Origin of the sequence: Mammaliicoccus sp. J-M40, assembly GCF_022386395.1 — a bacterium.
Lineage (GTDB): Bacteria > Bacillota > Bacilli > Staphylococcales > Staphylococcaceae > Mammaliicoccus > Mammaliicoccus lentus.
In genome coordinates this window covers 89,296-105,640 of the sequence record NZ_JAJNIQ010000002.1, presented here as the reverse complement: position 1 = coordinate 105,640, position 16,345 = coordinate 89,296, and the positions used below count along the sequence as shown (strand labels likewise).

The 16,345-nt window shown below is 31.8% G+C and carries 16 protein-coding genes and 1 pseudogene; 6 read left to right on the top strand and 11 right to left on the bottom strand.

Going from position 1 to position 16,345, the window contains the following annotated elements; all coding sequences use genetic code 11:
- Nucleotides 1–3 precede the first annotated feature (3 nt).
- Nucleotides 4–1,203, top strand: coding sequence for a M20 metallopeptidase family protein (locus LQ688_RS03130; protein WP_103268642.1), 1,200 nt, complete (start codon nucleotides 4–6; stop codon nucleotides 1,201–1,203).
- Between the two features lie 67 nt (nucleotides 1,204–1,270).
- Here LQ688_RS03130 and LQ688_RS03125 read toward each other — a convergent pair whose 3' ends face one another.
- Nucleotides 1,271–2,179: an aldo/keto reductase gene (locus LQ688_RS03125; protein WP_017000976.1), complete on the bottom strand. Its 909-nt coding sequence runs from the start codon at nucleotides 2,177–2,179 to the stop codon at nucleotides 1,271–1,273.
- A gap of 11 nt (nucleotides 2,180–2,190) precedes the next feature.
- Nucleotides 2,191–3,120 (bottom strand): CobW family GTP-binding protein, encoded by a 930-nt coding sequence (locus LQ688_RS03120; protein WP_103268643.1) that lies wholly within the window; start codon nucleotides 3,118–3,120, stop codon nucleotides 2,191–2,193.
- Between the two features lie 202 nt (nucleotides 3,121–3,322).
- Here LQ688_RS03120 and LQ688_RS03115 point away from each other — a divergent pair, with 202 nt between their 5' ends.
- Nucleotides 3,323–3,769, top strand: a complete 447-nt coding sequence (locus LQ688_RS03115) for a MarR family winged helix-turn-helix transcriptional regulator (RefSeq protein WP_017000978.1) — start codon at nucleotides 3,323–3,325, stop codon at nucleotides 3,767–3,769.
- A gap of 661 nt (nucleotides 3,770–4,430) precedes the next feature.
- On the opposite strand, the gene LQ688_RS03110 is transcribed toward LQ688_RS03115, so the two are convergent.
- From LQ688_RS03110 to LQ688_RS03100, 3 genes are all read right to left on the bottom strand, one after another.
- The gene (locus LQ688_RS03110) at nucleotides 4,431–4,760 is read right to left on the bottom strand and encodes an SdpI family protein (RefSeq protein WP_103268644.1); all 330 of its coding nucleotides are present in this window, start codon (nucleotides 4,758–4,760) and stop codon (nucleotides 4,431–4,433) included.
- A gap of 78 nt (nucleotides 4,761–4,838) precedes the next feature.
- Complete coding sequence (gene cydC / locus LQ688_RS03105; RefSeq protein WP_103268645.1) at nucleotides 4,839–6,503, bottom strand: thiol reductant ABC exporter subunit CydC; 1,665 nt, start codon at nucleotides 6,501–6,503, stop codon at nucleotides 4,839–4,841.
- Complete coding sequence (locus LQ688_RS03100) at nucleotides 6,500–8,113, bottom strand: ABC transporter ATP-binding protein/permease (protein WP_239752619.1); 1,614 nt, start codon at nucleotides 8,111–8,113, stop codon at nucleotides 6,500–6,502. Before LQ688_RS03100 ends, cydC begins: the two co-directional genes overlap by 4 nt.
- 153 nt (nucleotides 8,114–8,266) lie before the next feature.
- Here LQ688_RS03100 and LQ688_RS03095 point away from each other — a divergent pair, with 153 nt between their 5' ends.
- From LQ688_RS03095 to LQ688_RS03085, 3 genes and pseudogenes are all read left to right on the top strand, one after another.
- Nucleotides 8,267–9,112: an undecaprenyl-diphosphate phosphatase gene (locus tag LQ688_RS03095; RefSeq protein ID WP_070045658.1), complete on the top strand. Its 846-nt coding sequence runs from the start codon at nucleotides 8,267–8,269 to the stop codon at nucleotides 9,110–9,112.
- Between the two features lie 83 nt (nucleotides 9,113–9,195).
- Nucleotides 9,196–9,819 (top strand): annotated as a pseudogene (locus tag LQ688_RS03090) (hypothetical protein); the annotation flags it as partial.
- Between the two features lie 329 nt (nucleotides 9,820–10,148).
- On the top strand, nucleotides 10,149–10,607 hold the full coding sequence (locus LQ688_RS03085; protein ID WP_239703969.1) for a YaiI/YqxD family protein: 459 nt from the start codon (nucleotides 10,149–10,151) through the stop codon (nucleotides 10,605–10,607).
- A gap of 7 nt (nucleotides 10,608–10,614) precedes the next feature.
- On the opposite strand, the gene LQ688_RS03080 is transcribed toward LQ688_RS03085, so the two are convergent.
- On the bottom strand, nucleotides 10,615–10,866 hold the full coding sequence (locus tag LQ688_RS03080) for a hypothetical protein (protein WP_017001171.1): 252 nt from the start codon (nucleotides 10,864–10,866) through the stop codon (nucleotides 10,615–10,617).
- Nucleotides 10,867–10,940: 74 nt separating this feature from the next.
- On the opposite strand from LQ688_RS03080, the gene LQ688_RS03075 reads away from it, so the two are divergent.
- Complete coding sequence (locus LQ688_RS03075; RefSeq protein WP_064210846.1) at nucleotides 10,941–11,510, top strand: LOG family protein; 570 nt, start codon at nucleotides 10,941–10,943, stop codon at nucleotides 11,508–11,510.
- On the opposite strand, the gene LQ688_RS03070 is transcribed toward LQ688_RS03075, so the two are convergent.
- From LQ688_RS03070 to LQ688_RS03050, 5 genes are all read right to left on the bottom strand, one after another.
- Nucleotides 11,485–11,955 carry a 2-thiouracil desulfurase family protein gene (locus LQ688_RS03070; protein WP_064204674.1) on the bottom strand — a complete coding sequence of 157 codons (471 nt, stop codon included), beginning with the start codon at nucleotides 11,953–11,955 and terminating at the stop codon, nucleotides 11,485–11,487. The genes LQ688_RS03075 and LQ688_RS03070 overlap by 26 nt on opposite strands.
- A gap of 12 nt (nucleotides 11,956–11,967) precedes the next feature.
- Complete coding sequence (locus tag LQ688_RS03065) at nucleotides 11,968–12,507, bottom strand: GNAT family N-acetyltransferase (RefSeq protein ID WP_017001168.1); 540 nt, start codon at nucleotides 12,505–12,507, stop codon at nucleotides 11,968–11,970.
- Between the two features lie 68 nt (nucleotides 12,508–12,575).
- On the bottom strand, nucleotides 12,576–12,908 hold the full coding sequence (locus tag LQ688_RS03060; protein ID WP_017001167.1) for a DUF779 domain-containing protein: 333 nt from the start codon (nucleotides 12,906–12,908) through the stop codon (nucleotides 12,576–12,578).
- The gene (exaC, locus tag LQ688_RS03055; protein WP_064204673.1) at nucleotides 12,909–14,429 is read right to left on the bottom strand and encodes an acetaldehyde dehydrogenase ExaC; all 1,521 of its coding nucleotides are present in this window, start codon (nucleotides 14,427–14,429) and stop codon (nucleotides 12,909–12,911) included.
- 278 nt (nucleotides 14,430–14,707) lie between these two features.
- Nucleotides 14,708–16,258: a DNA-binding protein gene (locus LQ688_RS03050; RefSeq protein WP_103268650.1), complete on the bottom strand. Its 1,551-nt coding sequence runs from the start codon at nucleotides 16,256–16,258 to the stop codon at nucleotides 14,708–14,710.
- Nucleotides 16,259–16,345: the final 87 nt, after the last annotated feature.

The window sequence follows — 16,345 nt, the reverse complement described above, 5'->3', positions numbered from 1 at the left end:
AATATGAATGATTTAAAAGAAAAATTATTTAAATTGATTGAAGAAAGAGAAAACGAAATGATAGAGATTAGAAGACATCTACATCAATATCCTGAATTATCATTTGAAGAAGAAAATACAGCAGAGTATATCAAATCATTTTATCAAGATAAAAATGTTAAAATATCACAACCTGTTAAAGATGAACATGGAATTATTGTAGAAATTAACGGTGGAAAAGAAGGTCGCACAATCGGATTAAGAGCTGATTTTGATGCATTACCAATTACAGAAGAAGCAGATGTACCATTTAAGTCTACAAATGAAGGTGTAATGCATGCATGTGGTCATGATGTGCATACTGCTTATCTAATGGGGCTAGCTGATGCACTAATAGAATTAAAAGAAGAATTACCAGGAACAATTAAAATCATTCACCAGCACGCTGAAGAAAAACCTCCAGGTGGCGCTAAAGCTATCGTTGAATCTGGAGCCTTAGATGATATTGATGAGATTTATGGTATTCATATCGTTCCTGTAGCTAACCCTGACTTTATTGGCTATCATAAAGGAAAAGCTTTTTCAGGTAGCTCAACATTTAAATTAACTATTAATGGACTTGGTGGACATGCTGCAAGCCCACACAAAACACACGATGCTTTAGTAGCTGGCACAAACTTTGTAAATACAATCCAAACAGTTGTATCAAGAAGAATTGATCCTCTTGAAATGGGCGTTATTACAATTGGTGCCTTTGAAGCTCCAGGTGGATATAACGTGATTCAAGATAGTGTCACGATTAAAGGAACAGCAAGATATTTAAATCCTGATTATGAAGAAAAAATGTACGAAGAGATCAAGAAAATATCAGATAGTATCGCTTTAGGTTTCGATGTTGAATGTAATTTAGACTATCATTATGGCTATCCAGTACTCTATAACCATGAAGAACAAACGGATAAAATGGTAGATATTCTTGAGAAAAGTAAAGGCGATTATTTCAATCACTTGATAGAAATACCACAAGCATCAGGGTCAGAAGACTTTGCTTATTATTTACAAAAGATTCCTGGTACTTTCTATATTGTTGGTAGTAAACCTGAAAATACAGATACACCTTATATGAATCATCATCCTAAATTCGAAGTGAATGAAGATTGCATGGCTGTTGCAAGTAAATCATTAGGAGAAATCGTGCTAAATCGACTTGATTTAGAATCATAAAGACATCTATGTGACATAGAAAAAAGCACTAAACCGTTGAATTTCATTAACGATTTAGTGCTTTTTTCTATAATATATCTTCTCCACGCGACGCTACATATATATCAAACCATTCTTGGTCTGTTAACGATGTTTTAGTTGCTTTAACCGCTTCGTCTACTCTTTCAATTTTACTTGAACCAACAATAGGCATAACTTTTGATGGTAAACGTAATAACCAACTGTATATAATCGTGCTTATACTAACGTTGTATTTAGCAGCTATTGGCTGAATTGTATCTAATATACGTTTTGCTTTTGGATCATCTTCATTAAAAATCGCTCCACCAGCCAATGGACTCCAAGCCATAACTTTTACGTCATGTTGTAACATTCTATTCAGTGTACAATCTTCAATATTTTCTAATTCATATGGCGATACTTCAACTTGGTTAACCGAAATATGTGACATTTCTTTTTTGAGGCTTTCATTCAATAGTTCATATTGGTTACATTTAAAATTCGAAACACCAAAAGCTTTTATTTTCCCTTGTTCTACAAGGTGCATGACAGCTTTAGTCACTTCATCAGGATCCATCAGTGGAGATGGTCTATGAATAAGCAACGTATCGATATAATCCGTTCTTAAATTCGTCAACGAACGATCAACAGATTGAATGATATGTTCATAACTTTGGTCATAGCGATGCCCATTAAATTCAGGGTTACTTTGATTAGGTAGAATTATTCCGCATTTTGTTACAATTTCTAATTTTTCTCTTAAGTTCGGCGTAAGCGCTAAAGCATCACCGAATAAACTTTCACATGTGTAATTGCCATATATATCTGCATGATCCATTGTTGTAATACCGCGATCAACTATATCGTGCATATAATCATTTAATTGTTGGTTACTATAACCCCATTCATTTAATCTCCAAAATCCATGAATGATTCTAGAATAACTGACGTGTTTATTTATTCGAATACGCTCCATCCCATCATCTCCTAAGTAAAGTTCAACATGTCTAATTTATTACGTAAATATGCTTTATCTATTGTTTCCCCTATAATAACAATTGTTAACGGCATGTTCATCATTTCTGGTTCATACTGAGGCACTCCGAACGCATACTGGAATAAATAAGTCTGATCTGGTTCTTCTTGGAATTTTACAAATCCTTTTATTCTCAATATAGAATCAGGTAACTGTTGTAAGAAACGAATTAAAAGTTCCATCTTTATAGGTCCATCAAACGTATAATTAATGGATTGAATACCATGATGATGACTATGTTTACCTTCTATATTAATTATTGCATCATCACGTTCAATTATTTGGTCTATTTTAGAGTAATTTGTAAAATAGACATCTGGTTGATGTTTTATTTCGTTTAAATGATCCTCAAGCATTCCTTTTTCTTCATTAGACAGTTCATCAGATTTGTTAACTACTATTACATGTGCATTTGCCATTTGTTCTTCCATTAAATGTTTAGTTTGATTAGAATAGCGATCTCTTTCTATGTATCTTTTACCATCCATAACACCAATAATAAAAGGCATATGTACTTTATCTACAATAGTAGGATTTTGACATGCATCAACTATTTCTACCGGGTGCGCTATCCCAGTAGCTTCTATAATAACTAAATCTGGTTTCTCACTATGGTATAAGTTATGAAGTACAACCTCCATATCATCTTTTAAAGAACAGCATATACAGCCGTTTAATAAGCTTTTACTTGAAATACCTTCACCTAAAAGCTGGCTATCAACATCAAAAGAACCAAATTCATTCATAACAATTGCAACTCTTTTACCTGCTTCTTTCGCTTCTATTATTAACCTTTGTAGTAAAGTTGTTTTTCCGCTTCCTAAAAAGCCCGTCAGCACTGTAATATTCATTTTATCTTTTATATTTTTGCCACTACTCATGTTTCTACCACCTTTCTGTCATTATATGATATTCCAATATAAACTACAAAGTCTTAAGCGTTTTAAAGTAAACAACATTATTATTTCTATAGATAATCGGAATCATTATTAAAAATATTTACAAACTAAAATTATTCATTATATAATAGATTAGAAGTTCGGAAATAAAAAGCTATTTCATTTGTAGTTTGGGGGAAAGATTATGCCGGATAATTTAAATATCCAGAATCAATTGTGTTTTAATTTGTATAATGCACAAAGACAAGTCAATCGTTATTATTCTAATAAAATTTTCAAAGAATATAACATTACATACCCACAGTATTTAGTACTAACAATTTTGTGGGAAACAGCACCGGTCAATGTCAAAAAACTTGTAACAGGTCTAGCACTTGATACAGGTACAGTATCTCCTTTATTAAAAAGAATGGAAAACCTCCATTTAATTAAACGTAAAAGATCGGATTTAGATCAACGTGAAGTTTTTGTCCACTTAACAGATAAAAGTCTAGAAATGAAAGAAAAGTTATACCAAGCTTCTCATTTAATACAAGACGTATCTCAATTAACTGATGAAGAAACAGAACAATTAAACATACTTTTACAAAAAATGATTAAAAACATAGATAAAATTAATCAAGAAAAATAATAATTAAGAGTTCGGGACAATAGTTAATGTCCCGAACTCATTTTTGTGTTAGTAGTAATAGACTGGACACTTATATCGCATGCAGCTCTTGTCTTGTAAATTTTAAGTTCCTTATTGCCTTTTCTCATCAAACGTGTCAATAACGGTAGCCTTATTGACTATTCTCATCAAACGTGTCAATAACGGTAGCCTTATTGTCTTTTCTTATCAAACGTGTCAACAACGGTAGCCTTATTGACTTTTCTCAGTAGTCTTGGCAACAAGGAGTCTTTATGTTGCACGTGCATCTCGTCTTGCAACTTTCGAAGGCTTTATGTTGCACGTGTACTTCGTCTTGCAACTTTCGAGGGCTTTATGTTGCACGTGCATCTCGTCTTGCAACTTTCGAGGGCTTTATGTTGCACGTGCACCTCGTCTTGCAACATTCGATATCTTATTTAGTTAAAAAGGGAGCGGGACAGAAATCTCATTTTATTAAAAAGAGTTCGTAGTCCCACCCCGGCAAGGGTGACTAGGTATGAAAAAGCTTGTTATAAGCGCATTTTCATAACAGTCAGCTACTGCCAATACAAAAAGAGAGTCTGGGACAATTATTTATGTCCCAGACTCTTGCATGTGATAAAAAGAGTGATTTCGCCTTAAATACCTGAATGCCTTACCATTAATTTAAGGAACGCTCAAGTTGTATTAGCTTCCTCTCAGTTAGTATAAAAACTGGGAGATAAGTCAGAACTGCCCAACCTAATTCAAAAAATAAATAATATTCTTTACTATAAGTTATAAACATTAAGACAATCCCTATCAAAATATTGAGTGTCCCTATGATCATTAACATTTTGGCGGAATATTTTTGAGCAAAATTCCATTGTGTTTTATTTTTCATAGATCTTTTTGTACGGTATCCATATGTTTTATTAATATTCTTTGGATTAGAAACCTTTAAAGCTAAACTTGCAACTAATGTACCTAAACCAGTTAGTAATACAATCATACTTATCCCCTTTTAACTAAGATAGTTTATATAAAGTAATTGTAACCTAGTAGCTTAAACAGACATTTTTTTAACATATCAATACGCTTTATTAAAGTTCACTACGTCATATAAATAGCCCTGTTCTTGTAGCAATGTTTGATAATCACCTTGTTCTAGAATTTCTCCTTCATTCATAACTATTATATGGTCGAAATCTTCAAGGTACTTCAAATTGTGTGTCACGATTACTATTGTATCGTCAGTACTTAATAAATTGTTCATAATGATTTTTTCATTTTCTTCATCAAGAGAAGCAGTTGGTTCATCCATAAGCCAAATGTTCGCATTTCGTAATAGTAATCGAGCTATTGATAGACGTTGTCTTTCTCCTCCTGATATATTTTCTGCATTTTCTGTGAGATTGTCATCTAATTTCAAATGTTCTAATCTCACTTTCATTAATGCATTTTTCATATTCTCATCAGTTTCTTCTATTAATAAATTCTCTCTGACCGTTCCTTCAAAATAATGATTGTGTTGTAACATTGTATTTATTTCGTCTACGTATTTTTCATGTTCAACATGAGACAAAGCTTTACCTTTATACGCCAATAAACCTTCGTTAGAACTATATAAGCCCATTAACAAACTTAATAATGTAGACTTACCTGAGCCTGATGGACCTATAATAGCAACATGCTCACCTTCGTTAATTTTAAACTGAACATTTTTTAACGTTTTTCTTTCTTGAAAATCGTATTTAAAATTCAATTTTTCAGCATAGTATAAAGCGTTATTGCTTGTTTCATATGTTTCTCGATTTTCAAAATTCTGATTTATAACTTCTTCGATATTTTTAAGACTTCTAGTAGTATCTGCTTTGTAAAAAGCTACGTTTGTCATTGGAATAGCTTGCTCAAATAATGTAATGACAATCATGAGTATACTTGCAAAAAACACTGCATTTAACGCGCCATCTTGAATTTGCCATATACATAAGATAGTGATACACCAAATACTTATCATAGCGCATATATTGAGCATAAAATCATACGTACTTAAAAATTTCTGCTCTTTATATTTTTTATTTTCGTAAATATTTTGTTGATTAAAAACTTTATCTTTAAAAATATTATATTGTTGGAATCTATTTAATTCCGCTTTACCATTTTCAAAATCATAGTATTCTGCCACATATTCTTCTTCACTTCGTTGAACATCTTCTGCTAAAATGTTTGCACGTTTTGTAGATAAATAAGGTATGACGATAACAGACATCATCATTGAAATTCCAATAATAATACCAACATAAACACTCCAATTTATCATGACTAAAATTGTTGCGATAGTCGTTAATATAATTACGATTGGGGGATAATAAACGCGTAATAGAATGTTCTGTAATCTTTCGACATTATTTACCATTTGTGTTAGTAAGTCACTTGAACGATATCTTCTAAACACATTAGGGACAATTGGAATTAAATAATTGAAGAGTTCAACACGTATATTTCTTAACATCGTAAATGTAGATCGATGTGAATATAACCTTTCAAAATATCTCGTAATAGCTCTTACAAATCCAAATAATTTAATAGAAACAATTAAAATCATCAAAGCGTATAGCGGTGTTCCTAAAGCACTTTTTGAAATCATATAACCACTCAACGCAAACATACCTAAAGCAGTGAGCATACCTAAAACACCTATGATAATTGATAAATAAAAATCTTTATCAAATTTGATAGTTAATTTTTTCATGTGAACTGACCACCTTTCAGTGGGCTATTTGTTACTTGAACATCTCCATTGTTAACTTTAATGAAATTGTCGGCATATTTTAATACTTCTTGTCTATGTGCAATCGTAATGATTGTTTTTTCTTTAGAAAATTGATTCACAGTGTTAACGATAAGTTGTTCTGTCTTAATATCTAATCCAGTTGTTGGTTCATCAAATATAACCACTTCAGGATTTAATAATAGTAATCTTGCTAATTCTACACGTCTCATTTCCCCACCTGAAAGCATTTCATAACCGTCACCAATTTTCGTTTCAATACCTTTTGATAACTCACTAACTTTCTCTACAAGACCAACTCTTTGTAATACATCTTCAATTTGTTGTTTATCGTAATTTTGGAACATTGTGACATTATCTTCTAAAGATGCACTGAAAATGTAAGGTCTTTGGGATAGATAGCCAATTTTAATATCTTTTTTATACTGAACTTGTCCTTTAATGGGAGAGAGTTCATTCATGATTAATTTCACTAAAGTAGATTTACCAGCACCACTCTGCCCTACAATTGCAGTATGCATATTTTCTTTAATGTTTAAATTTAAATGGCTAAACGCAAAATCTTCACGTTCAGGGTATGAAAAATAAACATCATTTATTGTTATGATGTCTTCTTGACTCGTATCTGGATTAATCGTTATTGGTTTATAGATTTCATTCTCTTCTTTATTTATATCTTCTATTATTTCGATATAGCCTTCACTTTGCTTACCTGTATGGAAAGCTTGTCCTAAATCTTTAATAGCATTGTAAAATTCAGGTGCTAATAATAAAGTAATGACTGCAACTAAGAATGAAACATCATGAAATACAATTAATCTTAATCCAACTTCTAAAGCAACAATACCAATCCCTAACATAGAAATAAATTCTAGCATCAAACCTGATAGAAAAGCGCTTTTTAATATTTCCATCGTTAAATCTCTAAATGATGTACTAGATTTATGAATTTTGTTCACTGTTTGATCTGTTCTATTAAATAATTTTAAAGAAACAAGACCTTTCGTTAAATCAATGAATTCTTTTGCAAATTGATCTAAAGATTGCATTTGATCTTTAGCTTTATCACGTGTTCTTAGTCCAAAAACAATATAAAATAACGGAATAAATGGTGCTGTTATCATCATAATGAGAGCAGCTGGCCAATGAATAAATAATAATGTTATAACGATTGCAACAGGAATGAGGGTTGATTTAAAGACTTGTGGTAAATAAGATTCGTAAAAAGGATGAATACCCTCCACTGCTTCTGTTAATATCGTTAATTTCGATCTCTTTGTATCTTTATTAATTAATTGATTTCTAACATCTTTTTTAACATTAAAAGAGAGTTTCTGCCCTGTTAATTGATTTAAATAATTAAAAGTAGCCCGTAATAACAGTACAGCTAATAAAATGAATACCCATTGGTAAAGTTGTTGGTAACCTTCTTTAACAACAAGCATTTGATTTATAATTTTACCTAAATATATATTTTGAAATACGACTGATAAACTGAGTAAAAATGATGCTAAAAACATCAATATTTGCAACGGTTTATACTGAGCACTATACTTTGTTAATTCTTTCACAATGTCACCACCTTTTTCCATTATAACGCCTTTATTAAAAAAATAAACCAAAATGTATTATTCTTTATATGCATATTATAAAGCATTATTTGGTACAATAATCTTAAAGTGATATCAACTGCATATCATAAAGTTTTCTAGAGGAGATCGAACATGTTTATAATCGAATTAATTAAAGCAATCATTCTAGGTATTGTAGAAGGTTTAACAGAATTTGCTCCTGTTTCATCGACAGGGCATCAAATTTTAATTGATGATATGTGGTTAAAATCAAAAGCATTCCTAGGTAGCGAATCAGCTTTCACTTTTAAAGTTGTAGTACAGTTAGGTTCTATCCTTGCTGCTGCTTGGATTTTTAGAAGCCGTTATATTGAGATGTTGCACGTTAAACAAAATGAGAAAAAGAAACATCATCTTAAACTTTCTCATATAATAGTCGGACTCGTTCCTGCAGGTATTTTAGGCTTATTATTTGATGATTTTATTGAAAAACATTTATTTAGTGTCCCTACTGTATTAATCGGATTGTTACTTGGAGCAGTCTATATGATTGGCGCAGATATCTATTCAAAACGTGTCATGAATCCACATACAGTTGATGGTATGAATTATCCAAAAGCTTTCGTTATTGGTTTGTCACAAGCTATCGCGCTATGGCCAGGTTTCAGTCGTTCTGGTTCAACTATTTCAACCGGTGTGTTCTTAAAATTAGATCATAAAGCTGCATCTAATTTTACTTTTATAATGGCAGTACCTATTATGTTTGCAGCAAGCGGTAAAGCATTACTTGGAAACTTAAAATATATAACATTAGATCAAATACCTTTTTATATTGTAGGATTTATCGCTTCATTTATATTTGGTTTTATTTCTATAAAGTTATTCTTAAAATTAATAAACCGTGTAAAATTAATACCATTTGCCATTTATAGAATTATTCTTGTTATAATTATAGCAATTGCATATTTCGGTTTTGGAATTGGCCAAAACATAGGATAATAAACGCTTTTTACAGTTTGAATAAGCTATTAAAGGGTAATTAAATAAGATATATAATTAGAATTGATATGGAGGAATTATACATGAATGATAAAGTAAAATTACTTGTTAATACATTGCCGTTAATAATCGTACCACTTATAACAGAGCGAAAAAAATTCAAAGAACATCCAGATGTTAAAAATATCACAGGAAAAACTTTAGATGTATCACATAAAGTGAAAGATAAATCTATCCAAACAAAAGATAAAATCGCTGAAAAATCAGAACCTGTAAAATCATATGTCGTTCAAAAGAAACGTTTATATGAATACAACAAACAAATGAAACAACCTTTTAAAGAGGAAGAAAAAGAACAAAAGGAATTACAAAAAGAGATTGATAAGCTAGATAAAAAACTTCAAAAAAATATAGAAAATCGCCATAAAGAAGAAGAAAAAGCTCAAAAAGAAAACCAAAAAGCGCGAATAGAAGAGCTTAAACATTATCAAAAAGAAGAAGAAAAAATGGCTAAAAAAGGCGAGAAATTAGAAAAAGAAAACGAAAAAGATGTTTCAAAATTAGACAAAAAACTTCAAAAAAATATAGAGTCTCGCGAGAAAGAAGAAGAAAAGAAAGAAGAAGAGAATAAAAAAGCTCGTATTAAAGAAATTAAAAAATACGATAAACAACAAAAAGAAGAAACTGCTATTCGTGAAAAAGGTTCTGAGATTGCAGATAAACAAAAAAGCGAAATAGCTCCACTAGAAGAAAAGTTAGAAAGAAATAAAGCTTATCGTTTGAAAGAAGAGATGGATCGACAAAAAGAAAATCAACAAAAACGTATTAATGAACTGGAAAAATATAATAACCAATCAACACAAAACATTCAAGAACTTATCGATGAACGTGTTCGCGGAGAGAAAAAACCAGCTCCTAAACATGCATTATACAATCAACATAAATCATTAATGTCAGAACACATTAGTAAATTCCCATACGATAAACACCGTGAAGAACATTTAAAAAATCAAAAACGCAATCGTCGTTCAAAATGATTAATCGAATTATTATAGATGGAGATGCTTGCCCAGTTACGGATGATATAATCCGTATAACTGACTCAACAAGCATCTCTGTTCTTATTATAAGAAGTGTAAATCACTTTTCACTAGCTGATTACCCAGAACATGTTTCTACAATTTATGTTGATCACGGTGTCGATAGTGCTGATTTTAAAATTGTTAAATTAACGACTTCTGAAGATGTTGTTGTTACTCAAGACTACGGTCTAGCAAGCCTTATTTTGAACAAAGCGAAACATGTTATTCATCATAAAGGTTATGAATATACTGCAAATAATATGGAACAATTGTTAACGCAAAGACATATTTCTGCCCAAATAAGACAACAAGGTGGCCGTACAAAAGGTCCAAAAAAGTTAACTCAAGAAGATCATAAAGTATTTTCAGATTTTCTAATAGATTTAATAAATAGTGACAACGCCGATACTTGACGTTGTCTTAATCTAATAACTGCTTTTTAGATCTATCTAAATTAACTTTATCGTTTTCTTTCATCTGTTCAAGTTCAATGCGCATTTTTTCAGTTTCTAATAAATAATTTTCGTGTTTCGTTTTTTCTAGTTCCAGTTCATCTTTTACACGTTCTGATTTAATTTTTTCTAGTTTTACTTTTTTAGATTCATGATCTTTAATAATTTTTGCAACAGTAGAAATTAGTACAATTAAAACGACCATTAGAAATACATTCATTCTAAATCCTCCCTTGCGAATAAAGTAAACGCTTTATTATAATTATAATACATAGCTGAAAGGAGCAATAACTTATGAAAAGAATAGCTGTTTTTTGTGGCGCTAGTAAGGGTAATGACCCTATTTATACAGAACAAGCTTATGCATTAGGTAAATATTTAGCAGAAAATCATTATGAATTAATTTATGGAGCTGGATCTATCGGGATGATGGGAGCTGTGGCAAATGGTGTAATCGACCATAATGGTATTGCTATAGGTGTTATGCCTAAATTCCTCGGAGAGCGTGAAATAGCACATGAGAACTTAACAGAGTATCATGTTGTAGATTCCATGCACGAAAGAAAACAAATGATGTCTGATATGGCCGATGCATTTATCATGTTACCAGGCGGAGCTGGTTCCTTAGAAGAATTCTTTGAAATATATACATGGGCTCAAATTGGCTTACACCACAAACCTATTGGCGCTTTAAATACTAAACAATTTTTCAAACCAATGCAAAGTATGATTGAGCACTTAATTTCTACAGGATTTGTTAGCGAAAATTATAAAAATTTAGCTATTATCAAAGATGAAGTACCTGAATTATTTGATGCCTTGCAAGTAGCCGAACCTGTTAAACTTCGAGATTATCAGAAATAGATAAAAAGGTTGTTTCATCAAAAACTTTAATATTATTTAATGTTAGAAGGGCTGTCGTTACACCGACACCTTCTTTTTTTGTACCTGAAAATGTTCCATCATATATAATCGAAGCTCCACATGAAGGGCTGTCACTTTTTAAGATGACAGTATTGGCTTTTAAGTCTCTAATAATAGACAACGTTCTCTTAGCACCTTCTTTAAATTGGTGCGTAACATCTTGGCCAGATATCGTTATAACTTTAGCTTTATCATTCCAAACGTCAAAACCATCTCCATCAATAATTTCAGCTGGTTCTCTCGGTATTTGTAAACCACCTAGTATTTCTGGACAAACACTAATCGCTTTTCCTTCATCTATTAATTGCTTATAAAATAAATCCAACTTATGTTTGCCATCATATCTTACTTTTTCACCAACTAAACATGCACTGATCACGATCATAAAATCCACTCCTTATAAAATCTTATGATATAAAACATGTGTTGCTAATTTTTCATCGTCAACAACTTTAGGATGCAAAAAATTCTCAATATGATTCATTTCTAATTTTTCCATCACTCTTCTAGAAGGCTTATTAATTTCTGATGTAAAGCTATAAACTTCTTCAATGCCTTGTTCTTTAGCATAACCCAACACGGCTTCAGCTGCTTCAGTTGCAAGTCCATTGCCCCAAACTGTTTTATCTAATCTCCAACCTATCTCATAAAAAGGTAGTTGTGATAAATTGAGATCACTATTTTCAGGTATATAATTAATGCCTACCATACCTATAAAGCTATTAGTAGCTTTTAATTCCACAGCAAACAAACCAATTTTTTGTTTTGTGATAACTTCTTGCATTTGGTTAACTATATTTTTTGTTGCTTGATAGCTTAATATATCTGGAAAATATCTTCTCACTTCAGGACTTGCATTCATGCTCTGAAATATTTCGATATCTTTTTCTTCCCAATCTCTTAATATTAAGCGCTTTGTTTCAATATATGTACTCATTTCAATCACCCAACCTTCATAATAATAAAAAAAGGATGTACTATTATTTTAGCACATCCTCTTACAAATTATGATCTTACTGAACTTCTAATGTGAAATCTTTTTCCAGTTGGGCCTTCAATACTGAACATACCGCCTCTTCCATCAACAACATCTAATTCTAGATTAGTATGTTTCCAGTATTCATATTGTTTTTTATTCATATAGAATGGAACGCCTTCGATTTCACCTAGTTTAACATCAACATCTCCAATGATTAGTGTGCCTTCAACAAAAAGCATCGGAGAGCTACCATCACAACATCCACCTGATTGATGAAAAATCAAGTTTTCACCATGTGTCTTTTTTAAATCTCTAATGAGTGATTTGGCTGTTTCAGTTGCAGTAACTTGTTCTTTCATTTAGAACAGTCCCGCTGGTTTCTCACTATAACTTACAAGTAAGTTTTTAGTTTGTTGGTAATGATCTAACATCATTTTGTGATTTTCACGGCCAATACCACTCATTTTGTATCCGCCAAACGCTGCGTGAGCTGGATAAGTATGGTAGTTATTTACCCATACACGACCCGCTTGGATACCTCTACCGAATCTATATGCTTTATTTTGGTTTCTAGTCCAAATACCTGCACCTAAACCGTATAAAGTATCATTTGCCATTTCTAAAGCTTCTTCATCGTCTTTAAATGTTGCTAATGATAATACAGGTCCAAATATTTCTTCTTGGAAAATTCTCATATCTTGTGTTCCTTTGAAAATAGTTGGTTCGATGTAATAACCATTTTCTAAGTCACCAGATTCTTTACGTACATTACCGCCTACTAAGATTTCAGCACCTTCTTGTTTACCGATATCTAAATAACTTTTAATTTTTTCAGCTTGCTCTTGAGAAGTTTGTGCACCAAGCATTGTTTCCGGATCAAGAGGGTTACCTGTTTTAATTTCGTTTACACGTTTAACACATTTTTCGATAAATTTATCGTAAATATCTTCATGTACTAACGCTCTTGAAGGACATGTACATACTTCACCTTGGTTAAGTGCGAACATTACTAAACCTTCAACAGCTTTGTCTAAGAAATCATCTTCTTCATCCATTATATCTTTAAAGAAGATGTTCGGTGATTTACCACCTAATTCTAGTGTTACTGGAATTAAGTTTTGACTTGCATTTTGCATGATGATACGTCCTGTAGTCGTTTCACCTGTGAATGCTACTTTATTAATATCTTCATGTGTAGCTAATGCTTGTCCTGCTTCTGCACCGAATCCGTTTACTACGTTAATTAAACCTTCAGGTAATAAGTCTTGGATTTTTTCAATAAGGTGTAAAATAGACACCGGAGTTTGTTCTGCTGGTTTTAATACAACAGCGTTACCAGTTACGATTGCAGGCGCTAATTTCCAAGTAGCCATTAACAATGGGAAGTTCCAAGGAATGATTTGACCTACAACACCAATCGGTTCTTTAAAATGATAAGCTACTGTATCGTTATCTATTTGTGAAATGCCACCTTCTTCTGCTCTTACAACTCCAGCGAAATATCTGAAGTGGTCAACCACTAAAGGTAAATCTGCTGCTAAACACTCTCTAATTGGTTTACCATTATCAAATGTTTCGATTACAGCAAGTTCTTCTATATTTTCTTCTATTCGATCTGCGATATCTAATAATAATTGAGAATGTTCTGTAGGAGATTTTTTAGCCCACTCTACTTGAGCTTTATGCGCTGCTTTTACTGCTTCATCAACATCTTCTTTAGTAGAACGAGGTATTTTTGCGTATACTTCCCCAGTTACCGGTGAACCATTGTCGAAAAATTCACCATTTTTGGGGTCAACCCATTTACCACCGATAAAATTCTGATATTTATCTTTTACTTTATACTTTGCATTTGTTGCAGTTGGATATTCAAAAGCCATATTAAAACGCCTCCCTAAATGTAGTTACAATTCTATTTTAATTGATGAAACCGCTATCATCAACTAATTAGCATTTTAAAATAAAATAATAAATTTTTCAAGAAAGAAAAATAAGTAACTATAAAATTGTGCGGAATTTAATAATAAAATTATTCTTCCGAGGTTAAATAGCTAATCTTATTATTTAAATACCCAGTGATAAACTAAATATTCCAATCCAAATGGATTGGAATATTTAGTTTTTGTAAAGTGTATAAACAAGAAAATATCATGTTCATTTATTCTACTGTTAAAGTTGTTTGTGCTATAACATTTCCACCTGATAGTACTTCTACTTTTACTTCTTCATCCGCTTCATTTGCGATTTTAGTTTTAAAGTACCAATCTGTTTTTCCATTTTTAATTTTTGGATTAACTGATTCTGATATACCTGGAGCTTGTCCATTAAACATCCCTACTTCTCTACCGTCTTTATTTTTTATAGATAGTTGGAATTTTTGATTGATTAGTTTAGATTCATCTACATGTACTGTTATATTGAATTTTTCTTGTCTTGATACAGATGAAGGAATATCAAAAGTACTAGTGTCATTATTTGTTGTATTATTATCTTCTTCTGTTGAGTGCTCAGTTTTATTTTGTTTTGTACCTTTGGCACCATAGCTTCCAGATGCATATGTTGAAGCATCATACCATTTATATCCACGTTTTGGTGTTCCCCAAGGTTCTTGTTCAACTTCTTGACTGTTCTCAGGTTGTTCAAATCGTTTTAGAGGCGTTTTATCATCAAGATTTATGTCCATAGCTTTAAAATCTTTTTGATTTTCTTGCTTATTTAACCATTCAACGATTTGCATAACCATTTTTTTATTATCTTCTTCTTTGAAACCATCATATGTTTTTTTGTTTTCTCCGTTATCTTCTCGTTTATATTTTGGAGTCTTATCTTCTACCATCGAAGAGTCCCCAATGAAAGCTCCTTTTCCTTTTTCTACTTTACTAATCGCAATATAAGGTCCTTCATTCTTACCCCCACCGTTATAAATACCTTCATCTACAGCATTATTCCATTTATCATGTTTACTCAGTTGTGGAACAAAAGCTATTCCTTTTGCTTTATTCGGGTCAGTAATAGCAATTGTTGATCCTGCATGCATTGATACTGCTTTTATACCATTAGTAATATTAAAGCTTTCTTCGCTTGAAGCTATATCGTCAACCTTAACATTACCTAATGCATTATATCGAAAGCGCAAACCGAACACTTCATTTAGAAAATCTCTACTTTCTACACCTTTCATTTTTTCTGATGCACTTTCTTCAGGCGACATACCTTTTGTTGGATTGTCAAAAGCGCCTCTTCTATATCCGTTCATAACTTCAGATGAATCAAACCTATTAAAGTTTCTATCTGCATTATAGTGATCGCTTATCATTAAGATACTACCACCAGATTTCACATATTTCTCAATAGCATCTTGTTCACTTTTCTTAAGAGGATTATTCGCTTCTGGAATCACTACTAGTTGATAGTCTTGCATTGTCTTGTAATCTAATAGTTGATTGTATCCTAAATCTGTAACTTCATAATTTTCTTTCGTTAGTGCGTCTGCAAAATCAGAAAAACCTCCATCAATTACCCAATCAGCACTCCCAGCTGTTTGTCCATGTGCACTATCGAATAGTACTTTACCTTTTATGTCGCTACTCTTTGGAGAAAGAACTATTTTGCCATCTTCTCCTTTCTTCTCTTCATTACCGTTAGAACAAGCTACTAATACAATTGAGAAAACTATTATTAAACTTAAAATTAGCATCTTTGATTTCATTTTAATCTCCTTATGTAAAAAATAAAGGAGCGGGACAGAAATCTCATTGTTCTCACAAGATTTCATCGTCCCGCTCCCTTCTATATT